We start from the raw sequence: 26,609 nt of genomic DNA on the forward strand, positions 1-26,609 counted from the left end.
AGGAGGGGGAGGGGCGTCATGGCCGCGCAGGACCAAGAGATCGACTGTCGTATCCGGTTGACCCACACCGATTTCGTCATGGCCAACCATCTGGTCCACGGCGTCTCGGTGATGCCGGGGGTGACGTTCCTCGACCTGGTGTACCGGGTCCTGATCGCCCAGGGCCTCGACCACCGCAGGGTCGCGCTGCGCGACGTGCTGTTCGCGGAGCCGGTGGTCACCGGCGAGGGCAGGGAGCGCGAGCTGCGGGTCACCGTGGCCGCCGCGCCCGCCGGGCAGGCCCGCCAGGTGCGGGTGGAGAGCCGGTGGCTGCGGGAGGCCGGGCCGGACGCCCCCTGGCGCGAGAACGCCCGCGCCGAACTGGTCGAGACCGACGAGCCCTTGGCCCCACCGCTCGACGTGCCGGCCCTGGGCGCGGCGGCCCGGGGCGAGACGGACATGGACACCCTGTACGCCCGCACCCGGCGCGAGGGCATCCACCACGGCGGCCCGATGACCTGCCTGGGGCGGCTGGTCCGCCTCGACGGTTCCGGCCTGCTCGCCGAGCTGCGCCTCGACCCCTCCGGGGCCGGGCACGAGGCCGGCTTCCACTTCCACCCCGGCAAGGCGGACGCCTCCACGCTGGTGGCGTTCGGCCAGAACGAGGAAGTGGGGGCGGAGCCCTTCATCCCCTTCCACATCGGCTGGTTCCGCGCGCCGGAAGCCGTCGGCGAGCGCTTCCTCGTCCACGTGGCGCGGCCGGAACAGGCCTCGCCCTCCGGGGACCTGGTCCGCAACGACTACACCCTGCGCGATCCCGAGGGCCGGCTCCTCGCCGAGTTCCGGGACATGTCGTGCAAGCGCATCCGGCATCCCGAACTCATCACCCGGCTGCTCGACGACGGACCGGATCCGGCCGCCGCCCCGGCCGCCGCGCCTGCCCCGGCCGCCGCCCCGGCCGAGGAGGAGCCCGGGCACACCCCGCTGGCCACGGCCACGGCCCGCCTGACGGAGCTGGTCGCACGGGAACTCGACCGCCGGCCGGCCGACGTCCCCGCCGACGCGGGCTTCTACGACCTCGGCCTGGACTCCCTGGCCCTGCTGCGGATGGGGGAGCGGCTCGAAGCCGTGGTCGGGGCCACGCTCTACCCGACGCTGCTGTTCGAGTACGGCTCGATCGCCACGCTGGCCCGCCACTTGGCCGACACCTACCCCGAGGCGCTGGCGGCCGGTGCCCGTGCCGAGGTTCCGACGGGTGACGGTGCCCCGCCGGGCGACACGCCGCCCGACGTGGCCGAAGTATCCGATGCGGCTGATGTATCCGGCGTATCCGGCGTATCCGGTGTATCCGACGTATTCGACGCGGCCGACGCGGTCACCGTCTGCCGGGCCGAGCGCTGGGTGGCAGCGCCGCTGCCGCGGGCCGGCGAGATCGGCGCGCTGGTCGTGCTCGGGGCCCCTCCGGGCCTGCTGGAGGGCCTGCGCAGCGGCGCCCGACGAGTCGTGGGCGTCGAGCGCGCCGAGGGCTTCGGCCGGACCGGCCCCGACGCGTACCGGCTCGACCTCACCGACCGCGCGCAGGTCGACCGGCTGCTCACCGCGCTCGACGGCGACGGCGTCGATCCCGCCGGTTACGTCCTGCACGCCCAGGCCGGCCCGGCCCCCGAACTCTGGGCCGTCGCCGGGGCCCTGGCACAGCGCCGGAAGGCCGGTGCCGTCCCGCTGCTGATCACCACCGACGCCCCCGGTACGCCCGAGCACGCCGCGCTGGCGGCGCTCGCCGGCACCATCGGCTCCGAGGCGTCCTGGCTGCGCTGCCGACTCCTTGAGACCGAAGGCCCGGTGGCCGAAGCCCTGCTCACCGAGGTGGCGGACCTCTCGGCCGACCCGACGCCTCCGGTCGCGGCGGCCGCCCCCGAGTCCTGGGTGCGGTACCGCTCAGGCCGTCGCGAGGTGCGCCGCTGGACCGAGGCGGGCCCGCTCCCGGCCGGCAGCGGCTTCACCGACGGCGGCGTCTACCTGGTCACCGGCGGCGCGGGCGGCCTGGCCACGCTGGTCGCCGACCACCTGGTGACCCGTCACCGGGCACGCCTCGTCCTGGTGGGCCGCCGGCCGGCCGGCACGGATCTCGAGGAACGGATGTCCGCCTGGCGGAGCCTGGGCGGCGAGGTCCGCTACGTACGCGCCGACGTCTCGACCCGCGCGGGCGCACAGGCCGCCGCGGCCGCCGCGAGGGAGGCCCACGGCCGGATCGACGGAGTCCTGCACTGCGCGGGAACCGTCCGCGACGGTCTCTTCTTCCGCAAGGACGCCGCCGACCTCGCGCACGTGTGCGCCGCCAAGGTCGACGGCACCGTGCACCTCGACGAGGCCACGGCCGAGGACGGCCCGGCTCTCTTCGTGCTGTTCTCCTCGCTGTCCGCCGTCCTGGCCAACCGGGGCCAGGCGGACTACGCGTACGCCAACGCCTTCCAGCTGGAGTTCGCCCGCCGACGCGCCGCGCAGCGCCCCGGCCGCAGCCTCGCGGTGGCCTGGCCGCTGTGGGCGGAAGGCGGCATGAGGCCACCGGCGGCCGCCGTACGGGAGTCCGCCGAGCGGACCGGGATGCTGCCGCTGCCCACCGCCGACGGCCTGGACGTCCTGGCCGCGGCGACGGCCGCAGGACCGGCCTGCCTGGCGGTCCTGCACGGCGCCGCCGACCGTGTCCCGCGGCTGCTGCCCGCCGCCGGACCGGACCTCGCCCCGGCGGCCGTGGCCCCGGGGACGGCACGCACGACGGCTGCCGCTGCCGACGCCGCGCCGGACGCCGACGCCGGAGCTGTCGCGATCATCGGTCTCGCCGGGCGCTACCCCGGCGCGCCCGACCTGGACACCTTCTGGCGCCACCTGGCCTCCGGGATCGACAGCGTCGTGGAGGTCCCGGCCGACCGCTGGGACCACGAGCGGTACTTCTCGGCGGACAAGGGCGCCGAGGGCCGCACCTACAGCCGCTGGGGCGGCTTCCTCGACGGCGTCGACGGCTTTCACCCGGCCTTCTTCGGGATCTCCCGCAAGGACGCCGAGCGGATGGACCCGCAGGAGCGGCTGTTCCTGACCGCGAGCTGGCACGCGCTGGAGGACGCCGGCTACCCCGCCCGGCACCCGGACACCCGGGGCACCGGCGTGTTCGTCGGCGTGATGTGGAACCACTACCAGCTGTTCGCCGAGCAGGCCGGCGGCGTCGCGCCGACCGCCATGCACGCCTCCGTGGCGAACCGCGTCTCCTACACGCTCGATCTGCACGGCCCCAGCCTGGCCGTGGACACGGCCTGCTCCTCCTCGCTGACCGCCCTGCACCTCGCCTGCGAGAGCGTGCGGCGCGGCGAGTGCGCACTCGCCCTGGCGGGCGGGGTCAACGTCTCGATCCACCCGCAGAAGTACCTCCAGCTGGCCCAGGGGCAGTTCCTCTCCGCCGACGGCCGGTGCCGCAGCTTCGGGGAGGACGGCAGTGGCTATGTGCCGGGCGAGGGCGTCGGCCTGGTGGTGCTCAAGCGGCTCGACCGGGCGCGCGCCGACGGCGACCACATCCACGGTGTCATCCGTGCCACGGTCCTCAACCACACCGGCCAGACCAGCGGCTTCACCGTGCCGAGCCCGGCAGCCCAGGCCGAGGTCGTCGGCGCGGCCCTGGACCTGGCGGGCTGGGACCCGGCCACGGTCGGCTACGTCGAGGCACACGGCACCGGAACCTCGCTCGGCGACCCGATCGAGATCGAGGGGCTGCGCCGGGCCTTCGCCCGGTCGGGGGCGGCCGAGGGCTCGGTGGCGATCGGCTCGGTCAAGTCCAACATCGGGCACCTGGAGAGCGCGGCGGGCATCGCGGGACTGACCAAGGTCCTGTTGCAGTTCCGGCACGGCGAACTGGTCCCCTCGCTGCACTCCGCCCGCGCCAACCCGCACATCGACTTCACCGGCTCCCCGTTCCGGGTGCAGCAGGAGCACGGCCCCTGGCCGGCCGGGGACATCCCCCGCCGGGCCGGGATCAGCGCCTTCGGCGCCGGCGGCGCCAACGCCCATGTCCTGGTCGAGGAGGAGAGCCACATCGTGCCGCGTACGTCGGAGCCGGCCACCGAGGGCCTGTTCGTGCTGTCCGCACGGAAAGCGCCGGAACTGCGCGCGTACGCCGTCCGGCTGCTGGAGTTCCTGGACGGGGCCGGCCGCCCGGCCGCCTGGATCGCCGCCCGGGCCGCCGACGTGCTCGGCGTCCCCACCGCCGCGATCGGACTCGACGAACCCCTTGCGGACCTCGGTTTCGACGTCCTCGGGCTGCGCGAACTCGCGGAGGCGACGGGCACCGCGCCGGGACCCGACAGCACCGTCGCCGACCTGGCCGCCGCGGGCGGCGGCGCGGACCGGTACCTGCTCACCGACCTCTGCTTCACCTCCCAGGTCGGCCGGACCCCGATGGCCCACCGCCTGGCGGTCGTCGCCACCGATCTGACCGGCCTGCGGGCCGCGCTGCGGCGGTACGTGGACGGCCGGGAGTGCGGGCCGGACGCCTGGTGGGCGAGTGAGCCGGTCACCACAGGCCTGGACGCCGTCGACGCCTTCCGGGCCGGGCGGCTCCGTGAGGTCGCGGCCCACTGGGCCGGCGGCGGGGACGTCGCGTGGGCCGACTGCCACCCGGCGGGCACCGCCCGGCGCAGGCCGATGCCGGGCTACCCGTTCCAGGAGGAACCGTTCTGGGTGGGCCGGTGGCGGGCCGGTGAGCAGGGCCCGCTGGTCACGGCACCGCCCGCCGGGCCCGCCGCGCCCGCAGGAGCCGGCCTCGACCCGGCCGTGGACGCCGCGGACTCGCCCGGGGCGGCCCCGGGCGACGTGGTCGAGTACCGCGTGCTCGACGCCGGCATCGCCCTGGTCAGCCTGCGCGAGCGCGGCGGCAACATGTTCACCGACGCGGTGATGCGCGGCCTGCGGGACGCCTTCGCACGGATCGAGCAGGACGACGCCGTCCGGGCCGTGGTGCTGACCGGCACCGAGACGGTCTTCAGCATGGGAGCCACCCCCGAGGGGCTGGAGACGCTGGCCGGCGGCCACAGCCGGTTCACCGACGTGCCGTTCGTCTACGAGGGCCTCGCGCGCTGTACCCGCCCCGTGGTCGCGGCGATCCGCGGCCACGCCTCCGGCGGCGGGCTTGCCTTCGGTCTGCACGCCGACCTGGTGGTGATGAGCCGTGAGGGCCTGTACAGCGCCAACTTCCTCACCTACGGGTTCACGCCGGGGATGGGCGCGACCCAGGTCCTCGACGAGCGGCTGGGCCGGGTGCTGGCGGCCGAGCTGATGTACACCGGCCGTCCGTACCGGGGCGAGGAGCTGGAACGGCGCGGTGCCGGTGTGCTGTTCGCCGACCGCTCCGAGGTGCTCGCGACCGCGCTCGGCCTCGCCCGCTCGATCGCGGAGAAGCCGGTCCAGGCCGTACGAGTGCTCAAGCAGGACCTGGCGGACCGGGCCCTTGCCCGGCTCGCCCCGGCGATCGAGCGGGAGTCGGCCATGCACGACCGCGTGTTCGGGGAGGGGTCGGTCGACCGGATCCAGGAGCATTTCCGGAAGGTCGAACGGTTCCGGTCCGGCACGACGGAGCCGACGGCCCCGGCGACCGCCGCCGCCCCGGCCCCGGCGACCGCCCCGGCCCCGGTGGTCACGCTGCCTCCGGCGGAGCCGACGGTGCCCGCGCCGGACACCGCACGGATCACTCGGGTCGTGGAGGACGTGCTCTGCGAAAGCCTCTATCTGGGGCGCGCGGAGATCGACTCCGCGCTGAGTTTCAACGAGATGGGGCTCGACTCGATCGGCGCGGTGGAGCTGGTCCGTTCCCTCAACGAGAAGTTCGGCCTGGACATCGACTCGGTCGCCGTCTACGACCATCCGACGGTGCCCCGACTGGTGGCGTACGTGGGCGAGGTGATCGCCCGTGACCGCAGCCTGCTGGCCGCGGCCGCCGCCCCGCTCGCCCAGGAGCCGACGCCTGCGGCTCCGCTCGCCCAGGAGCCGGCGCCCGATCCTGCTCCCCGGCCGGTCCAGGTCGCGGCCCCGGCGCCGGTCGCCGCCGTGCCTACGCCTGCTCCCGTCGGCACGGGCGGGGTGACGCTGTCCGCGCTCGCCGCCCCCGCGGCCCCGGCGCCGGTCGCCGCCGTGCCTACGCCCGCTCCCGCCGGCACGGTCGGGGTGACGCTCCCCGCGCTCACGCCCCCCTCGGCGCCCGCGGCCACACCCGCCCCCGGGACGGTGTCGCTGAGCCCGCTCACCGCCGCCGAGCCCTCGGCCCCGCCCCGCGCCGAGCCCGTCGTAGAGCTGGAGGACAGCGCCCCGCACGCCACCGCCGCGGCCACCACGCCCGCCGCAGGCGCAGGCGCGGACATCGCGGTCATCGGCATGGCCGGCCGCTTCCCGGACGCGCCCGACCTCGCCGCGTTCTGGTCGAACCTCGCGAACGGCCACGACAGCGTCCGCGAGGTCCCCGCCGAGCGCTGGGACCCGGCGGAGTTCTACGACCCGGACCGCAAGGCCGTCGGCCGCACCTACAGCAAGTGGGCGGCGCTGCTCGACGACATCGACGCGTTCGACCCGCAGTTCTTCCGGATGTCCCCGCTGGAGGCGGACGCCACCGACCCGCAGCAGCGGCTGTTCCTCCAGACCGCGTGGAAGTGCGTCGAGGACGCCGGCTACCGCAAGGACACCCCGGCCGCACGCCGCTGGGGCGTCTTCGTCGGCTGCGCCACCGGCGAGTACCTGGACCTGCTCCGGACCACCGACGAGAGCGAGACCGCCCACGCCTTCCTCGGCAACTCGGCCGCCGTCCTCGCCGCCCGGATCGCCTACCACCTGGACCTGACCGGGCCGACCCTGGCGATCGACACCGCCTGCTCCTCCTCGCTGGTCGCCGTCCACCTGGCCTGCGAGAGCATCCGCTCGGGCGAGTGCGACGCCGCGCTCGCGGGCGGGGTCGCCCTGATGATCACCCCCCGGATGCACGTGCTGACCAGCAAGACCGGCATGCTCTCGCCGACCGGGCGCAGTGCCCCGTTCGACGCGTCGGCCGACGGCATCGTCCTGGGCGAGGGCGTGGGGGCCGTCCTGCTCAAGCGCCTCGACCGGGCGCTCGCCGACGGCGACCACATCCACGGGGTCATCCGCGGCAGCGGGGTCAACGGCGACGGGCGGACCAACGGCCTCACCGCGCCCAGCGCCACCGGCCAGGCCGCCCTGATCGAGCGGGTGCAGCGCCAGGCGCGGGTCCGGCCGGAGGACGTGACCTACATCGAGGCCCACGGCACCGGCACCCCGCTCGGGGACCCCATCGAGGTCAAGGCCCTGGACCAGGTGTTCGGCAACAGCGCGGCCGGGACCGGCTCCTGCGGCCTGGGCTCGGTGAAGGGCAACATCGGCCACACCACCATGGCGGCCGGCGTCGCCGGACTGATCAAGGTGCTGCTGGCCCTGAAGCACCGCGCGCTCCCGCCGTCCCTCCACTACGCCGAGGCCAACCCGAACATCGACTTCGACCGGAGCCGGCTGCGGCCGGTGACCGCGCTCACCCCCTGGCAGCCGGGCGCGTCCGGCGAACTGATCGGCGCCGTCAGCAGCTTCGGGTTCAGCGGCACCAACGCCCACCTGGTGGTCGCCGAGCCGCCGCGCGGGGACGACACGGCCGACGCGGCGGGTGCCGCCGGCCAGCTGGTGGTGCCGGTCTCCGCCCGGAGCCGCCCGGCCCTGGCCCGGACCCTGGAGGACCTCGCCGAGCGGCTGACCGCCGACCGGCCCGGCCTGGCCGACGTGGCCACCACCCTGGCCGTCGGACGCTCCCACGACGGCGTGCGCGCCGCGTTCGTCACCGGCGACCTGGACGACCTGCTCGGCCAGCTGCGCGCCGAGTCGGCCGGCCACCCGCGCCGCCCGGGCACGGGCACCGCCGAGGACGTCGCGCGCCGCTACCTGGCCGGCGCGGACGTCGACTGGGCCGCGGTGGTCAAGCCGTACGGCGGGCGCCGCGTCCCGCTGCCGGGGCCCCGCTTCGACGAGCGCTCCTGCTGGGTCGCGTCGGCCGCCGCCCCCGGCTCGTCCGCACCGGCGCCGACCGCTGCCCCGGACGCTGCCCCGACCGCTGCCCCGGCCTCCGCCGAGCCGGCCGACCCGGTGGCCTGGCTGGCCGCCGACCATCTGGTCGGCGGTACGCCGCTGCTGCCCGGCGTGGCCGTGGTCGAACTCGCCGCCCGGGCCGCCGGGGCCATCGCGCCCCTGCGCGTGGCCGGACTCCAGTGGCTGCGCCCGGTCGACCTGACGGACCGTCGCCTCCCCGAGGTGACCCTGAACGGAGACCGGTTCACCGTGACGGACGCCCCGGGCGGCGCCGTCCACGCCCGGGGCCGCCTCAGCGCGGCGCCCCAGGACCGGGCCGAAGAACTCGACGTGGCGGCCATCACCGAGCGCTGCCCGGAGTACCTGTCCGGTGCCGGTCTCTACGAGGCCTTCGCCGGCGCGGGCATCGCCTACGGTCCGTCCTTCCAAGCCCTGGCCGAGGTCCGGTACGGCACCGACGAGGCGCTCGCCGTGCTTGCGGTGCCGGCGTCCCGGGCCGCCGAACTGACCGGCCGTCCGCTGCACCCGGTGCCGCTCGACGCCGCCCTCCAGGCCGTCGCGGTGCTCGCCTCAGGAGACCCGGCGGACCGCTCGGCGGACGCGGGGCCGCAGGTGCCCTTCGCGCTCGCGGAGCTGGAGGTGTACGGGCCGGTCCCGGCGACCGGATACGTCCACGTGCGCCGCGAGGACGGCGGCTGCACCGTCCGCCTCGCCGACGGCGACGGGCGGGTGACCGCCCGCTTCACGGGTCTGGCCCTGCGCGCGGTCAAGGCCGCGCCCGCCCCGGCCCGCACCGCACCGGCCACCGACATCGGGGCCCTCGTCCACGTGCCGCGCTGGAGCGAGGCCGCGCGGGTCCCCGCCGCGCCCGACGCCCCTGCCGACGGTGGCCGCATCGTCCGGATCGTCCACCGCGCGGGCACCGCCGCCACGGCGGCCGCGCTGGTCGCCACGCACCGGGCCGCCGGTGACCGGGCCGAGGCCGTCACCCACCTCGACCCGCACGACGCCGTCCCGGACGTCGTCTACTTCCTCGCCTGCGAGCCTTACCGCGGCGGCCGGCCCGAGCACGACCCGGCGGTGCGCGAACTCTTCGGCGCCTTGCGGACGCTGGTCGCCGGCGGAGCGGCCCGGCCGCTGACCCTCAAGGTGGTCCTGGCCGGGGGCGTCGACACCGGCCACGGACCCGTCCGCCCCCACGCCGCCGGTGTGCTCGGTCTCACCCGCTCCGCCGCGGCCGAGTACCCGGCGTGGACGGTCGGCTGTATCGACGTCGGCACCGAGCCGCGCACGGCCACCGAACTCGCCGCACTGCTGAGCCGGGAGCCCACCACCGAGCGACTGGTGGCGCTGCGCGGAGGACGCCGCCTCGTGCGTACCCTCGCCCCGGCACCGCTGCCCGAAACCGGACACCCGTACCGGCGGGGCGGCCACTACCTGATCCTGGGAGGCACCGGCGGCATCGGCCGGGAGATCGCCCGCCACCTGGCCCGGACGGCCGGCGCCCGGCTGACGATCCTCGGCCGGCGCGCCGAGGACGCGGGCGTGACCGGGCTCCTGGCCGAGGTCGAGCGGCTCGGCGGCCGCGCCCGTTACCTGCGGGCCGACGCCACCGACCCGGCGGCGCTGCGTGCCGCGGTCGGCGCGGGGCGACGGGCCTTCGGCGCCCTGCACGGGGCCTTCCACACCGCCATGGTGCTCGGCGACCGCACCCTCGCCCGGATGGACGAGGCCGGTCTGGCCGAGGTGCTCGCGCCCAAGGTGGCCGGCGCCGTCGGGTTCGGCGAGGCCCTGGCCACCGAGCGGCCGGACTTCGTGGCGTTCTTCTCGTCGGCCGTCGCCTTCACCGACTCGGCGGGCCAGGGCAACTACGCCGCGGCGAGCACCTTCGAGGACGCCTACGCCGCGGAGCTGCGCCGCCGCTGCCGGTTCCCGGTGACGGTCGTCAACTGGGGCTACTGGGGCAGTGTCGGAGCCGTCGCCGACCAGCGGTATGCCCGCCGTCTCGCGGGCTTCGGCGTCGGCTCGATCGCCCCGGAGGAGGGCCTGGCCGCGCTCGACGCGATCCTGCGCAACGCGCTCCCGCAGGCCCTGGTGATCAGGGCGACGGCTGACGGCCTGGCACGCCTCGGCGCCGCCACGGCCGCCCCCGCACCCGAGCAGGACGACGAAGTCAGCCGCTCCCGTGAGGCGTTCGCGGCCCTGGAACGGCTGGCTCCGGCTCTGCTGGACCACCGCCTGCGCCAGGCAGGACCGCTCGAAGGGGACGTCGAGCGGCTGGCCGCGCGCCTCGAGGTGCGGCCGGCCCAGCGGCGGCTGTTCGACGCGCTGCTCGACCTGCTGGCGTCGGCCGGCCGGATCACCCGCTCCGGCACCCGGATCCACGCCGTCGACGGCCTGCCGGAGCCGGACGGGGCCCTGGACGCCACCCACCCCGACCTCGCCCCGCACCTGCGGCTGCTGCGGCGCTGCGTCGACGCCGTACCGGACGTGCTGGCCGGCCGGGTGTCGCCGACCGAGGTGCTCTTCCCCGGCGGCTCCGTCGACCTGGTCGAGCGGGTCTACCGGGGCCAGGCCTCCGCGGACTTCTACCACCGCCTGCTGGCCGACGAGGCCGTCGCGGCGGTGACCAGGACCCACCGCGAGACCGGGCGGCCCGTCCAGGTGGTCGAGATCGGCGCCGGCACGGGAGCGAGCAGCGCCTTCGTGCTCCGCGCCCTCGCGGCGTCCGGCGTCCCTGTGGACTACCGCTTCACCGACGTCTCCGGGGCGTTCCTGCGGCGCGGCGAGGACGCCTTCGCCGACACGTATCCGTTCGTACGGTTCCAGCTCCTGGACATCGAACGCGACCCGGCGGCGCAGGGCTTCGCCCCGCACGGCGCCGACCTGGTGCTCGCCACCAACGTGCTGCACGCCACCCGTGCGATGGAGCGGACGCTCGGCCACGTCCGCGCCCTGCTCGCGCCCGGCGGCAGCCTGCTGGTCAACGAGGTCACCCGGGCCGCGCACTTCCTCACCCTCACCTTCGGCCTCACCCCGGGCTGGTGGCGCTACGAGGACGCCGGACACCGGCTGCCGCACGCGCCGCTGCTCGGACCGGCGGACTGGCGTGCCCTGCTGGAGCGCACCGGGTTCGGCCCCGTCCGGGTGCGGGGGTTCGACGGCACCGCCCCGGACGAGCTGGAACAGTGCCTGTTCGTCACCACCGTGGCCGGGGCTCCGGCCCCGCACACCGCCGCTCCCGCCGCCCCGGCCCCCGCCACCGGCGGCACGACCGACGGCGTGGTGACCGCCACCGCGGCGACCGGCGACGACAGGGACGACGCCGGGAGCGGCCGGGCCGAGCGCGACTACGTCCGCGGTGTCTTCGCGGAGGTCCTGCGCTTCGCGGCGACGGACCTCGACGACGGGGTGACCTTCGAGAACTACGGCGTCGACTCCCTCGTCAGCCTGGACATCCTGGCCCGCTTCGAGCGCGACCTCGGCACGCTTCCCTCGACCCTGCTGTTCGAGCACCTGACCATCGCCGACCTCGCCGCGCACTTCGCGCGGACCTACCCCGAGCACTTCGCGGCCCTCCGCCCGGCCCCACCGCGGCCCGCGCCCCGGACCGCACCGGCCCCGGCCCCCGCGCGGACCTCCCGCGACGACGAGCCCATCGCGGTGATCGCCGTCGCCGGCCGCTACCCCGGCGCGCAGGACGTGGACGCCTTCTGGCGGCTGCTGGCCGAGGGCCGCAGCGGCATCACCGAGGTGCCCGCCGACCGCTGGGACTGGCGCACCCACTTCGACCCGCGCAAGGGAACGGCCCAGCGCTCCTACAGCCGGTGGGGCGGCTTCCTGGACGGCATCGACCGGTTCGACCCGTCGTTCTTCGGCATCCTGCCGCGCGACGCCGCCGACATCGACCCCCAGGAGCGGCTCTTCCTGGAGACCGCCTGGGACCTCCTCGACCGGGCGGGCCAGTTGGGCGACACCACCCGTGAGCGTGACACCGGCGTGTTCGTCGGGACGATGTACGGCTCGTACGGCCAGCTCGCGGCCGCGGGCTGGGCCGAGGGACGCCTGGCCGGCGCGCACTCCGCGTACTGGTCGATCGCCAACCGGGTCTCGTACGTCCTGGACCTGAACGGCCCCAGCTTCGCGGTGGACTCCGCCTGCTCCTCCTCGCTCCTCGCCGTCCATCTGGCCTGCGAGAGCATCCGGCGCGGCGAGTGCCGCACCGCCATCGCCGGTGGCGTCAACCTGATCCTGCACCCCGCCCACCACGTGTCGCTCTGCTCGATGAACATGCTGTCCGAGGACGAGCACTGCAAGGTGTTCGACGCCCGGGCCGACGGGTTCGTACCGGGCGAGGGCGTCGGCGCGGTGCTGCTCAAGCCGCTGCGCGAGGCGGTCGCGGACGGCGACGAGATCTGGGGCGTCATCCGCGCGGGCCTTGCCAACGCGGGCGGCAAGACGGGCGGTTACACCGTGCCCAACCCGAACGCGCAGGCCCGACTGATCTCCGAGGCGGTCCGCCGGGCCGGCGTCGACCCGGGGACGATCGGCTACGTCGAGGCCCACGGCACGGGCACCGTACTGGGCGACCCGATCGAACTCTCCGCCCTCGGCCGCGCGTTCGGCACGGCCACCGAGGGCGGCGTGCGCTGCGCCGTCGGCTCGGTGAAGGCGAACGTCGGGCACCTGGAGGGCGCCGCGGGCATCGCCGGGCTGACGAAGGTGCTGCTCCAGCTGCGGCACGGCCGGATCACCCCGGTCGCAGGACTGGAAACGGTCAACCCGAAGATCGGGCTCGACCCTGACCGCTTCGTCCTGCCCACCGGGCTCACCGACTGGCCGAGCGCCGACGGCGCGCCGCGCCGCGCCGGGATCAGCTCCTTCGGCGCCGGCGGGGCCAACGTGCATCTGGTGCTGGAGGAACACCTGGAAGCCACGGACGCCCGTGAGCTGCCGACGACGCCCTGCGGGGAGCAGCTGTTCCTGCTCTCCGCGCGGACCCGCGGGCAACTGCTGCGGTACGCGGGCCTGGTGGCCGGACAGCTCGGCGGCGCCGACGCCGGGGCGGACCTCGCCGCGGTGTGCTTCACCAGCCAGGTGGGTCGCCGCGAGTTCACCGAGCGCCTTGCCGTCCGGGCAGCGGGCGTCGCCGAACTGGCGGGCCTGCTCGCGAAGGTGGCGGACGGCGTGGTTCCGCCCGGCGTGCTCCTTGCCACCGCCACCCCGGGAGGCGGCGGCACCGAGGACGACGACCCGGCGGTGCGCTGGGTGCGCGGCGGCGCGGTCGACTGGGTGGGGCGGTGGCCCCGGCCCCGGCCCCGCCGGGTCACCCTGCCGACCTACCCGTTCGAGCGGACGCGGCACTGGCTGCCGGAACCGGCCGACACCCGCCCCGCCGCGACCCCGCCGGCGCGGCCCGTCGACGCGCGGCCCGCCGGGACCCCGGCGGCCGGATCCCCGTCCGACGAGGCCACGGACACCCGGACCGTCTACCGGAAGCCGGTGTGGGAGAGCGCTCCGGCCGTGCCGGACGGCCGGCTTCCGGGGCTGCTGCTCGTGGTGGCCGACGACGCGGCGCTCACGGACGCGCTCACCCGCGCCCTCGCGGACACGCCGACCCGCGTCGTCGCCCTGAAGCCGGGTCAGGAGCCCGCCGTCCACCCCGACGCGGTCATCCACACCGGTGACGTACACAGCTTCCTCGCGACCTCGGCCGCGGTGCTCCGGGACCGGCCCGGGGCGGCGCTGCGCATGGTCCACACCCATGTCGCCGCCGATCCGGAGCAGGTGGCCGTGGCCGGCGCGATCCGTACCCTGGCCCTGGAGCACAGCGGCTTCACGGGCACCCGGGCCGAGTTCGCCCCGGGCACGGACCCCGCAAGCCGGGCCCGGCTGCTCCTTGCCGAGCTGGCGGGCACCGACCAGGAGGTCCGGCACCGGCCAGGACAGCGGCTGGTGAAACGGCTCGCCGAGTTCACCCCGCCGCCCGCCGACGGCCCGCAGGCGCGGCCGGGAGGCGTCTACCTGATCACCGGCGGGGCCGGCGCCCTCGCCCTGCACTTCGCCGAGTTCCTCGCCGGCCAGGCACCGGTCCGGCTGGTCCTGGCCGGCCGCTCCGAGCCGGGCCCGGAGGCCGCCGCCCGGATCGCCGCCCTGAACCGGGGCGGCACCACCGCGTCCTTCCTGCGGGCCGACGTCACGTCCGCCGAGGACGTACGCCGACTCGTGGCCGAGGCCGGCACCGGGCTGCGCGGCATCATCCACGCGGCCGGTGTGACCCGCGACGCCCTCGCGGTGCGCAAGACCCGGTCCGAGGCGGCCGAGGTCCTCGCGCCCAAGGTGACCGGCACCCGGCTGCTCGACGCGGCGACCGCGGACCACCAGCTCGACTTCCTCGTGCTCTGCTCCTCCGTGGTGGGGGAGAGCGGCAACCCCGGCCAGGCGGACTACGCCGCCGCCAACGCCTTCCTCGACGCCTTCGCCGCGGACCGCGAGGAGCGGCGCCGGCGCGGCGAGCGCTCCGGCCGCACCGTGTCCATCGGCTGGCCGCTCTGGGCGGAGGGCGGGATGGCCGTGGACGACGCCACCCGCACGCTCTTCGCCCGCCGCTGGCGGATGGCCCCGATGCCGACCGGGAAGGCCCTCGACGTGCTGCGCCGCGCCCTGGCGGCGGGGGAGCCCTCGCTCCTTGCGGTCGAGACCCTCCCAGAACCCCCGTCCGGCCCGGCGCCGGCGGCCCGGACCACGGCCGCGACCCTGCCCGAGGTCCAGGACGTGCTGCGGCGCCTCGCGGCCGGCTTCCTGCTGGTCGACGAGGCGGAGGTGGCGCTGGACGAGGACCTGATGGACTCGGGCTTCGACTCCATCTCGCTGAGCGAGCTGATCAACCAGGTCAACGAGACGTACGGGCTCGACCTGCTGCCGACGGTGCTGTTCGAGTGCACGAGCCTCGCGGTCTTCGCCGAGTACCTGGTCCGGGAGCAGCTCGTCGCCGGGACGGCGGTGCCCGAGCCCCCGGCCGGGCCCAGGAACGAGGCCCCTGCCCTCGCACCGGCACCCGCGGCCGACACCGTCGCCCCGGCCGCGGAGGCCGTCGCCGTGATCGGCATCGCGGGCACGCTGCCCGGCGCGGCCGACCTGACCGGCTTCTGGGACCGCCTGGTGGCGGGCGACGACCTGGTCGGCCCCGCGCCGGCCGACCGGCTGGAGCTGCACGCGCACCCCGACACCGCGGGGCTGCGCGGCGGCTTCCTGCCGGACGTGGGCGGCTTCGACACCGAGCTGTTCCGGATCGCCCCCGCCGAGGCGGCCCTGATGGACCCCCAGCAGCGGCTGTTCCTCCAGGCCGTGTGGCGGGCGATCGAGGACAGCGGACACCGGCCCGCCGCCCTCGCCGGGAGCGACACCGGACTGTTCGTCGGCGTCTCCACCACCGACTACGGCGACCTGCTGCGGATGCACGGCACCCCGGTGCAGGCGCACACCGCCAGCGGCATCGCGCACTCGATCCTGGCCAACCGGGTCTCGCACGTCCTCGACCTGCGCGGCCCGAGCGAGGCCGTCGACACCGCCTGCTCCAGCTCCCTGGTCGCGCTGCACCGCGCGGTGCGGGCGCTCCTTGCGGGCGACTGCTCGCTCGCCGTCGTGGGCGGCGTCAACGTCCTGCTGAGCCCGGGCCTCTTCACTGCCTTCCAGCAGTCCGGGATGCTCAGCCCGGACGGCGCCTGCAAGACCTTCGACCGCTCCGCCGACGGGTACGTACGAGGTGAGGGCGTCGGCGCGGTGATCCTGAAGCCGCTCGCGGCGGCCGAGGCGGACGGCGACCACGTCTACGCGGTCGTCCGCGCCGCCGCGGTCAACCACGGGGGCCGCGCCTCCTCGCTGACCGCACCCAATCCGGAGGCACAGGCACAGGTCCTGGTGCGCGCCTACCGGGACGCCGGGGTCGACCCCCGCGCGGTCAGCGCGATCGAGGTGCACGGCACCGGCACCCGCCTCGGCGACCCGGTCGAGGCCGAGGGACTCAAGAAGGCCTTCGCGACCCTCTACGAGGACCACGGCCTGCCGGACCCCGAGGACCCGCACATCGCGCTGGGCTCGGTGAAGACCAACATCGGGCATCTGGAGGCCGCGGCCGGCATCGCGGGGCTGCTCAAGATGGTGCTCGCCCTGCGGCACGGCGTCCTGCCCCCGAGCATCCACTACACCGACCCCAACCCGTACCTGCGCCTCGACGGCACCCCGTTCTTCGTCAACGACCGGGCCCGGCCGTGGACCGGCGAGCGGATCGCCGGGCTCAGCTCGTTCGGCTTCGGCGGCACCAACGCCCATGTCGTGCTGGCCTCGTACGACCGCCCGCAAGTCCCGGACGACGAGCCCCAGCTGCTGGTGCTCGCGGCCCGGACCGCGCCGGCGCTGCGGGAGTACGCCGCCGCCCTCGCGGACGCGCTGGAACGGGAGCCGCGGCCGTCCCTCGCCCAGGTCGCCTATACCTTGCAGACCGGTCGCACGCCGTACCGGCACCGTGCCGCGGTGGTCGCGGGCTCGCTCCCCGAGGCGGTGGCGGCACTGCGCTCGCTCACCGGTGACGCCCCGGCAGGACCGGTCGGCGAGGCGGCACCGGACGCCGGGCAGGCCCCGACCGGCCTCGCGCCGGCGGAACTCGCCGCGCGCTGGGTCCAGGGGGAGTCGGTGCCGTGGGCGGAGCACTGGCAGGGCCGCGAGCCCGGTCGGACCCCGCTCCCCGGTGCGCCGTTCGGCGGTCGCGCCCACTGGTTCGACGGCCGGGAGTCCCGGCCCGGCGGCACCGCGTCCGCCCCGTCCGCTCAGCCGAGGAATTCGAGGAAGAACAAGGAGACCGTTGTGGCCGAGCAGGCCAGCAAGCCCCGGGAGCGCGGAGCCGCGCAGACCCGCCGCCGGATAGCCAAGATCGCCCTGTCGCCGGTCGGCGTCCCCGCCACGGCCGACACCATCGCGGTGGAGCCCGTCGCGGCCGATCCAGCCCCGGCCCCGACCGTCGCCCCGGCCCCGGCCCCGACCGTCGTACCGGCCCCGACCGTCGCCCCGGCCCCGACCGCCGCCCCGGCCGCGCCCGTGCCGGCCGCCGTCGACGGCGCGGAGGTGGCCCGCGAGATCACCACCCAGGTGGCCGACATCCTCGGCCTCGACCCGGCGGACGTGACCCCCGGTCAGCTCTTCGCCGACCTCGGCCTGGACTCCATCTTCCGGATGGACCTCGCCCGACGCCTGAGCGCCACCTACCGGGTGGAGCTACAGGCCGCCGACCTCTACGAGCACGACACCGTGGACCTCCTCACCGAGTACGTCCGCGCCCACGCGGGGACGGCCCCCGCCACGACCGAGCCGGACCCGTCCGAGCCCACCCCGGCCACCTCCGAGCCCGCAGCGGCGGCGCCGCTCGGCGCGGTCCTGCCGCCCGAGGAGGCGCTGGCCCTGCTGATCGAGCGGAGCGTCGGCCGGCCGGTCGACCCGGAGCGGGACTTCACCGCCAACGGGCTCTCCTCCTTCGACATGCTGCGCACCGTCAGCGCGCTGGAACGGCACTTCGGCGCGCTGCGCAAGACGCTGCTCTTCGACCGGCCGACGGTGCCCGCGCTGGCCGCCCACCTGGTCGACAGCTACGGCCCGGAGCGCACCGCCGCCCTGCTCGCCGAGGCGGTCGCGGCCGGACCGGTCGCGGAGTCGGGCGCCGTCGTGCTCGGTGCGGCCGAGCCCGCGCCCGGGCCGGTTCCGGCGCCGGACCTCTCCGCCCCCCGGCCGCTGATCGTGCGCAAGCGGGCCCTGGACTCCCTCCCCGAGGTGGCCCGGCTGCTGGCCGGGATCGACGAGCAGCACGCCAAGGAAGGCGGCCTCGCCGGACGGGACATCGCGCCGCTCGCGTTCGTCGGCTCGACCCGGCGCGCCTACTTCAACTTCTCCCGGCGGGACGAGCACCTGTTCGCCTGGAGCTACGCGGGGTCCGAGGAGGACTTCACCCCGCTGGCCGCCGAGTGGCTGGCCTACGCCGAGCGCCACGGCCTGCGGCCGAACTTCCTGTCGCTGCTCCCGCTCACCGAGGCGGGCGGCGCCCCGCTGACCGCGACACCGTTCGGCGCGGTCCAGCGCCTGGAGGACCTGACCGGGTTCTCGCTGGCCGGCGGCCGGATGAGCAGGCTGCGCAACCTGGTGGGCCGCTTCGAGCGCTCCGGCAGGGTCTCCACCGACGAGTACACCGTCGGCAGCGACGCCGCGACCGACCGCGAGATCACCGACATGATCGTCCGGTGGGGCGCGCAGAAGCAGATGGTCAACCCCTACGTGGCCGTCGTCCGGGAGGAGCTGGGCCGCGGCCGGCTCGCCGACCGGCACCGGATGTTCCTGACCCGGGTGAACGGCGAGCTGGCCAGCGCGGTGATCGTGACCAAGATCCCGTCCGAGCCCGGCTACCTGCTCGACCTGGAGTTCTACCCGGCCGACGCGCCCCGTGGCGGCCTGGAGTACGCCATCGTGCAGATCCTCCAGCGGCTGCGTGACGAGGGCCTGACGCTGTTCAGCTTCGGCGCCAGCTTCGGCGTCAAGCTGGCCTCGTCGCCGAACGCCGCCCCCGAGGTCGAGCAGGGGCTCGCCGAGCTGCGCTCGATCGGGGTGTTCGGCGAGGGCAACTTCCAGTTCAAGAACAAGTTCCGGCCCGTCAACCTGCCGGTCTACCTGTGCCAGCCGGCCGGGGACCGGCCCACCCCGGTCTCCGAGGTGATCCTGATGATCGCCAACCCGGACCTCGGTGCCTCGGTCCCCGAGCTGCACGACGGCGCCACCGCTCCGGCCGCTCCGCGGCAGCTCAGGCGTCCGGCCCCGGAGGTGGACTCCGTACGGCCGACGCCCCCGGCCACCACGCCGCCCGGCCCGGCACCCACCGCTCGTACGAACCCGCCGGTCGCGCGGCCCGCCGCCGACAGCGGCACCGCCGCGGCGGGCGGCCGGGGCGCCCGGCTCGCAGAGGCGGGGTACCACGTCCTGGCGCTCCGCCCGGACGACGTCGAGTTCGACCTGGTGACGGACTCCTGGGCCGAACTCGACGACCCGATGGTGCGGGCCCGTGGCACCGAACTCGACGAGCGGATCGCCCGTGACCGCTCCCCCGCGGACTTCACCCTCCCCAGCTGGCTCCCCTTCGCCCACGCGCTGCCGACCCCGTCGGGCCGCGCGGCCGAGGCGCTGCTCAGCCGCACCTGGCCGGGCCCCCGCGGGACCGTCCTGCACAACGGACTCTTCTTCACCTGGCTGCTGAGCCTCGCCGACACGGGCTTCACCCCGGTGCGGATCGGTCGCGCGGGGGCCGGCTCCCCCGGCTTCCCCGGTGATCTCGACGTCACCGCCCTGCGGGCCGGACTCGCCGCCGCCGACGGCGGCGTGTCGTTCGTCGCGGTCGAGCTGAGCGGCAACGCCGACGGCGGCCTGCCGGTGTCGGTGGCCGGTCTGCGGGCGGTCCGCGAGGCGGCGGACGCGCACGGCGTCCCGCTGGTCCTGGACGCCACCCGGGTCCTGGAGAACGCCGCGGCGGTGGTCGAGCGCGAGGAGGGCTGGCAGGGGGCCGACCTCTGGAAGGCGGCCGAGGAACTCCTCGGCACGGCCGACGCGGCCACCCTCAGCCTCTCCAAGGACTTCGGCGTGGCCTCGGGCGGCCTGTTGGCGAGCGGCCTGCCGCAGCTGACCGAGCGGCTGCGCGAGCACGTCGCCCTGCGCGGTGCCGAGGTCGGCCTGGCCACCCGCAGGCTGCTCGCCCGGGCCCTGGCCGAGCAGGACGAGACGGCCGTGCTGGTGCGGGAGCGGATCGCCGCCGTCCGGGCGCTGTGGACCGGACTGCGCGCGGCCGGGCTGCCGGTCGCCGAACCGGCCGGCGGACACTGCGTCCTGCTGGACGTGGACCGGATGCCGCGGTTCGCCGGCCTGGCCCGGCCGGTGGAGTCCTGCCTCGCCTGGATCTACCAGGGCACCGGGGTCCGCGGCGCGCCGCACCTCGCGGAGGCGGGCCGTATCCGGTTCGCCGTCCCGGTGGGCTTCGGCGTCGAGCGGGCCACCGAGGCGGCCGCCCGGCTCGCCGCGCTCTGGCGCTCGGACGCGCCGGCGCCGGACCTCCTGCCGGTCCAGGGCACGGGCACGGCGGGCGAGCCGCCGAGGTTCCACCCCGCCGCCGCGCTCCCCGAGGACATCGAGGGCGCGATGCGCGAGGGCCACCGGGCCCGCGACGACAACGCGGCCGTCCTCGCCGAGCACGCGCCCGGCACCGAGCGGCTGCTGCTCGACCTGCCGGACGGCGACGTCGAGGTGTTCACCGCGGGCACCGGCCCGGTCCTGCTGCTGATGACGCCGTTCAACGTCGGCGCCGGGGTGTTCGCCCGGCAGTTCGCCGAACTGCCCACCGGTCTCCGGCTCGTCACCGTGCACCACCCCGGCGTCGGGGCCACCACGGCCCGCGGCGACCTGACGCTGGAGGGCATCGCGGAGCTGTACCGAACCGTCCTCGACCGCCTTGGCCTGGACGGCCCCGCGCATCTCCTCGGCTCGTCCTTCGGCGGCCTGGTGGCCCAGGCCTTCGCGCTGCGCCACCCCGACCGCACCGCGTCGCTGACCCTGGTCGGCAGCTCGTACAAGGTCGGCAACCGGCGGGGCGAGGTCAACCGCCTCGCGACCGTGGCCGCCGAGGACTTCGACCGCATGGCCGCGGCCGGCCTGCCCGCCGCACGGCGGGCGCCCCTGGAGGACCTCCTGCTCCGCTGCGAGAGCATGGACCCGCAGATCGGCCTCAGCTACCTGGACGTCTTCGCCCAGCAGCCCGACCTCGCGGGCCGGCTGACCGAGATCTCCGCACCCACCCTGGTGATCCGGGGCAGCGAGGACACCGTCATCCCGCCGAAGGCCGTCCATCTGCTGCACGGCGCGATCCCGCGGGCGGAGTTCGCCGAGATCGGCGGGGCGGGACACTTCCCGTGCCTCACCCACCCGGCGGCCGTGCACCGGCTGCTGCTGCCCTTCCTGGCCGCCCACGACACGACCGGAGGCCGGGCATGAGCACCCTCCGACGCACCGAGCGGGTCCGACCGGGCATGTGCGGACACAACTCCCTGTTCGCCGGCCTGATCGGCGACTGGACGTGGGACGCGGTCACCGACCTCTGCGGCACGGACGTCCTGCGGGCCAAGGACGGCTCGGGACAGCCCACCTACCTGTCCTTCTACTACTACCGGGTGCGGGGCAGCCGCCGGTTCCACCTGCGCACCCCCGCGTTCGGCGACGAACTCCAGGTCACCACGCGCCTGTTCGGGTTCGGCAGCGAGTCGGTGCTCACCCTGCACCGGATCGCCCGCTCGGCCGGGGACGAGGCGGGACCGCTGGAGCCGGAGGACTTCTACGCCTTCGCCGACCCCGACTGCCTGTACGTGGAGAACTTCAACCGCTGGGTCGCCCGCGGGGACGGCCCCTCCAACGCGGGCCTGGTCCGTGCCTCGCCGCCCGACTTCCGGCACGAGCACCTGCCGACGCTGCCCGAGGAGTTCTCGCCCCGGCACGCCTACGGCCGGGCCCGCCGGGAGCTGACCTTCCACGACCACGAGGCGGACGAGAACCGCCTGGTCACCGAACTGGACATCGACTACGAGGTCGACCCGTCCAGGGACCTCAACGGCGCCGGACTGCTCTACTTCGCCGCGTACTTCTCGATCGTCGACCGTGCCCTGCTCCGCCTCTGGCGCGACCTGGGCCGCGACGACCAGTCCTTCCTCGACCGGGTCGTGGTCGACCAGCAGCTCTGCTACCTGGGCAACGCCGACGCGGGGCGCCCGCTGGCCGTCCGACTGCGGCACTGGCACCGCAGGGACGGCGGCGAGGCCGTCGACGTGGTCCTGCGCGACCGCGACACCGACCGCCTGCTGGCCGTGTGCTCGCTCCAACTAGACGGGGAGATCCCAGAATGACCACACCCACCGCCGCCCGCGACCGGATGACCGCCGTCGTCCAAGAGGTCGTCGGCCGCATCCTGCCCGACGTCACCTGGGACGGCACGACCGGCGGCAAACACCTCAAGGAACTCGGCGCGGACTCCGTCGACCGGGTCGAGATCATCCTCGGCCTCATCGAACGGCTCGGCCTTGACCAGGACATGGCCGCCTTCGGCGAACTCCCCGACATCGACGCCCTGGTGGACCACCTGGTCGCGGCGGAGGAGCGCTGACATGGGCTACGGCATCGAGGCGCTCAACGTGTACGCGGGGGTCGCGCAGATCCCCGTCGCGACACTGTTCGCAGGCCGAGCGCTGGAACCGGACCGCCTGGACAACCTCGCCATGCACAACCGCTCGGTCGGGCTGCCCTTCGAGGACCCGGTGACCAACGCCGTCAACGCCGCCAAACCCCTCGTCGACGCGCTCGACCCGGCCGACCGGGACGCGATCGAGGTCCTGGTCACCTCCACCGAGTCGGGCCTCGACCTGAGCAAGTCCGTCGCCTCCTACGTCCACGAGCACCTCGGCCTCAGCCGGAACTGCCGCCTCCTCGAAGTCAAGCAGGCGTGCTACGCGGCGACCGGCGCCCTCCAGCTCGCCACCGGCTACCTCGCCTCGGGCGCGTCACCGGGGGCCAAGGCGCTGGTCATCGCGACCGACGTGGCCCTGGTCGACGAACGCGCGGCGTACGCCGAGCCGGCCACAGGACACGGCGCCGCCGCCGTCCTGCTCAGCGACCGGCCGACCGTCCTGGACCTCGACCTCGGCGCGTTCGGGCTCTACAGCTACGAGACGCTCGACTCGGCCCGCCCCACGCCCGAGTTCGACATCGCCGACGTCGACCGCTCGCTGTTCGCGTACCTGGACTGTCTGAGCAACAGCTTCGCCGACTACCGGCTCCGGGTGGAGGGAGCCGACTTCCGCCGCACCTTCGACCGGCTGGCCCTGCACACCCCGTTCAGCGGGCTCGTGCTCGCGGCGCACCGGAAGATGATGCGCGAGTCGGGCGCCTCCCTCCAGGAGGCACAGGAGGACTTCGAGCGCCGGGTGCGGCCCTCGCTCGCCTACCCGGCGCAGGTCGGCAACCTCTGCTCGGGATCGGTCTACCTCGCCCTCGCCAGCCTGCTGGCCGCCGACCCGGGGACGGCCCCCGCCCGGATCGGCCTCTACTCCTACGGCTCCGGCTGCTCCGCCGAGTTCTTCAGCGGGGTGACCGGACCCGACAGCAGGGAGGCCGTCCTGGCCATGGACATCGGCGGGCAGCTGGCCCGCCGGCGCGAGCTGGACTTCGCGGAGTACGTCCGGCTGCTGCCGGAGAGCCTCCGGACCCTGGTGCCGGCCGAGGACCGGGTCGTCGACGCCGACCGGTACGAGGAGTACCTGCCCGGGGACCGGCCGCTGCTGGTCCACACCCGGACCAAGGGCTACCACAGGATGTACGAGTGGCGGTGATCCGCCAGAAAGAGGCAACCACCATGACCGATGCGGTACTGACCGCGATCCGCGCCAGCGTGCGGGAGGTCCTTCCGGAGATAGACCCCGCCCTGGTGACCGAGGACGCCTCGCTGTCCGACCTCGGCGCCAACAGCATCGACCGGGTCGACGTGGTCACCACGACCATGGACAGCCTGGGCCTCACCCTGTCCGTCACGGACCTGCTGGCCGTCCACGACATCGGGTCCCTGGCCGCGGTGCTGCGCCGGCACCTTCCGTGACCGGGGTCGTGGTCACCGGGGCCGGGGTGCTCTGCGCCACGGCCCCGGACGTCCCCGGACTCGCCCGGGCGCTGCGCGCGGGCGTCTCCGGCATCGGCGTCCGCCCGGTGGACGACAACCACCCCGAGCTGCGGCCCGGACTCGCCGCCGACCTGCCCGGCTTCGACCTGCCGAGCCTGCTCGCGCCCCGGCCCGAGGCGCTGCGACGGTCCGCGATCAAGATCACCGCCCGGTCGCCGATGCCGGTACAGGCCTCGGTGGCGGTGGCGCTCGAAGGCTGGGAACACGCCGGGCTGCACCGGACGCCGGTGCCCGGCGACCGGATCGGGCTCGTCGTCGCCGGGCACAACCTGGGCGGCCGGTTCGCGGACGCCGCGCGGCAGCGCTACACCAAGAGCCCGGTGCACCTGCCGGCCCGCTACCCGCTCCAGTTCATGGACACCGACCACGTCGGCACGGTGAGCCAGGTCCTCGGCGTGACCGGCGAGGGGTACACCGTCGGCGGCGCGTCGGCCAGCGGCAACGTCGCCGTCATCAACGCGGCCCGGCTCGTCGCCGCCGGCGAGGCCGACGTCTGCCTGGTGCTCGGCGCGCTCACCGACCTGTCCGACATGGAGCGGCAGGCGTTCTACAACCTGGGGGCCATGGCCGGGCGCCGCCAGGGCGCGCCGGAGCACTCCAGCCGCCCCTTCGACGCCGACCACGAGGGCTTCGTCCCCGGCCAGGGGGCCGCCTGCCTCGTCCTGGAGTCAGCAGAATCGGCGGCCCGCCGGGGCGTCACCCCGTGGGCCCGGCTCGCCGGGTACGCGATGCGCCTGTCCGGCAACGGCCTGGCGGACCCGCACGTGGACGACGAGGTCGACGTGATGCGGCGGGCCCTCCGGCACGCCGGGCTCACACCACGCGGGATCGACTACGTCAACACGCACGGCACCGGCTCGCCGCTCGGCGACGACGTGGAACTGACCGCGCTGCGGACCGTGTTCGGCGCGGAGCCCGACGGCCCGTGGATCAACTCGACCAAGGGGCTGATCGGGCACTGCCTGTGCGCCGCGGGGGTGGTCGAGGCCGTGGCGACCCTGGTGCAGCTGCGCGAGGGCTTCGTGCACGGCAACGCCAATCTGCGCCGGCCGATCGGCGCGGCCGGCCGTCTCGTGGCCACCGAGTCGGTGCCGGCCCGGATCGACCACGCGCTGTCGAACGGCTTCGGCTTCGGCGGCTTCAACACCAGCGTGGTGTTCAGCCGTTAGGCGCCCCCTGAAGCCCGAAAGCCCGAAAGCCCGAAAGCCCGAAAGCCCGAAAGACCTCAGGATCTCCAGTACTCAGGATCTCAAGACCGACAGCAGCACACGAAAGACAGGGAGACAGAGAATGCACGCCGCGGTCGAGACCCGCTGGCTGGCCGGTGACAGCCGGGTGGCCGTGGACCCGGACGCCGTCCGGCTGTTCTGCTTCGCACACGCGGGGGGCGGAGCCGCCGCCTACCGGCCCTGGCGCCTGGCCCTGGCCCCTCGCGTCGACGTACGGGCCGTGGTGCTGCCCGGCCGCGAGTCACGGGTGCGCGAGCTGCCGTACTACCGGATCGAGCAGCTGCTCGATCCGCTGTGCGAGGCCCTGGAGCCGTACCTGGACCGGCCGTACGCCTTCTTCGGGCACAGCCTCGGCTCGATCCTGGCCTACGAGGTGGCCCGCCGCCTCTCGGCCGGTCCTGGCCGCGGCCCCGAGCTGCTGGTGGTGTCCGGCCGGCGGGCGCCCCGGCTGCCCACCGACCGGCGCAGCTTCTCGGGCCTGCCGGACGCCGAGTTCCTCGCCGCCATGGGCGACCTTGGCGGCACACCGGCCGAGGTGATGGGCCAGGAGCAGCTGCTGAACATGCTGCTGCCGACCCTGCGCGCCGACTTCGAGCTGCACGAGTCCTACCGGGCCCTCCCCGGGCCCGTACTGCGCTGCCCCGTCGCCGCCTACATGGGCACGGAGGACTCCGAGGTGGACAGCGCGGAACTGCTCGCCTGGAACGCCGAGACGACGGGGGAGTTCACCCTGCGGGTCTTTTCCGGCGGGCACTTCTACCTGCGCGACGAGGCGAACGCGGTGTCCGACGCCGTCCGCCAGGACCTCGCCCGGGCCGGGCGCTGACCCCCTGCGGGCCCCGGGCGGGACTGCTCAATCCTGGGCAGTGCCGCACTCCCGGCCGTGTGACCCTGCCGGGCAGGGGGACCTGTGCCCTCCGCACGGCGGGCCCGGTTCCGGGCCCGCCGTCCTTCATCCACCGGCAGGGCGGACCCTGCCACCATCCGAGGGAGTTCTCGATGACCACGACCGCCAAGGGCACGCTGGACGTCTCCGACTGGGTCGAGGAGGTCACCGCGGAGGGCGATGGCCACAGCAAGCAGGCCAACGCGCGCTGCCAGGCCGCCTTCACCGGCGACCTGGAGGGCACCGGCCGGGCGGACTGGCTGCTCGTCTACGTGGGCGACGGCACCCGGTTCGTCGGCACCCAGCGCTTCGAGGGCACGCTGGGCGGCCGCACCGGCAGCTTCGTGTTCCAGACGCACGGCACGTACACCGAGACCGGTGTGGAGGTCTCCTGGGAGGTCGTCCCGGGCAGCGGCTCCGGCGAACTGGCAGGCCTGTCCGGCAAGGGCGGCTACCAGAACGCCGATTACACGCTGGAGTACACGCTGGCCTGACCGGGCCGGGGAACGACGGTGGGGGTGGGGGGGGGGGGGGCCCCCCCCCCCCCCCCCCCCCCCCCCCCCGCTCTCCCCCCCCCCCCCCCCCGCCGTCGGTCAGCAAAGCACGA

At 75.4% G+C, this 26,609-nt stretch carries 8 protein-coding genes; all 8 read left to right on the top strand.

Annotation, left to right across the window (positions count from 1 at the left end; translation table 11 throughout):
- Positions 1-18 precede the first annotated feature (18 nt).
- Positions 19-21,162 (top strand): SDR family NAD(P)-dependent oxidoreductase, encoded by a 21,144-nt coding sequence (locus AC07GB_RS34185; RefSeq protein ID WP_478852410.1) that lies wholly within the window; start codon positions 19-21, stop codon positions 21,160-21,162.
- On the top strand, positions 21,159-22,064 hold the full coding sequence (locus AC07GB_RS34190) for an LnmK family bifunctional acyltransferase/decarboxylase (RefSeq protein WP_478852412.1): 906 nt from the start codon (positions 21,159-21,161) through the stop codon (positions 22,062-22,064). Before AC07GB_RS34185 ends, AC07GB_RS34190 begins: the two co-directional genes overlap by 4 nt.
- Positions 22,061-22,321, top strand: a complete 261-nt coding sequence (locus AC07GB_RS34195; protein WP_478852414.1) for an acyl carrier protein — start codon at positions 22,061-22,063, stop codon at positions 22,319-22,321. The genes AC07GB_RS34190 and AC07GB_RS34195 overlap by 4 nt, the downstream gene beginning before the upstream one ends.
- A 1-nt stretch (position 22,322) precedes the next feature.
- Positions 22,323-23,543, top strand: a complete 1,221-nt coding sequence (locus AC07GB_RS34200) for a hydroxymethylglutaryl-CoA synthase family protein (RefSeq protein ID WP_478852416.1) — start codon at positions 22,323-22,325, stop codon at positions 23,541-23,543.
- A gap of 23 nt (positions 23,544-23,566) precedes the next feature.
- Positions 23,567-23,806: a phosphopantetheine-binding protein gene (locus AC07GB_RS34205; RefSeq protein ID WP_478852418.1), complete on the top strand. Its 240-nt coding sequence runs from the start codon at positions 23,567-23,569 to the stop codon at positions 23,804-23,806.
- Complete coding sequence (locus tag AC07GB_RS34210; RefSeq protein ID WP_478852420.1) at positions 23,803-25,056, top strand: beta-ketoacyl synthase N-terminal-like domain-containing protein; 1,254 nt, start codon at positions 23,803-23,805, stop codon at positions 25,054-25,056. Before AC07GB_RS34205 ends, AC07GB_RS34210 begins: the two co-directional genes overlap by 4 nt.
- 121 nt (positions 25,057-25,177) lie before the next feature.
- On the top strand, positions 25,178-25,942 hold the full coding sequence (locus AC07GB_RS34215) for a thioesterase II family protein (RefSeq protein ID WP_478852422.1): 765 nt from the start codon (positions 25,178-25,180) through the stop codon (positions 25,940-25,942).
- Between the two features lie 173 nt (positions 25,943-26,115).
- The gene (locus AC07GB_RS34220) at positions 26,116-26,496 is read left to right on the top strand and encodes a DUF3224 domain-containing protein (RefSeq protein ID WP_478852424.1); all 381 of its coding nucleotides are present in this window, start codon (positions 26,116-26,118) and stop codon (positions 26,494-26,496) included.
- Positions 26,497-26,609 lie beyond the last annotated feature (113 nt).

The organism is Streptomyces sp. NPDC045778, from assembly GCF_056431945.1.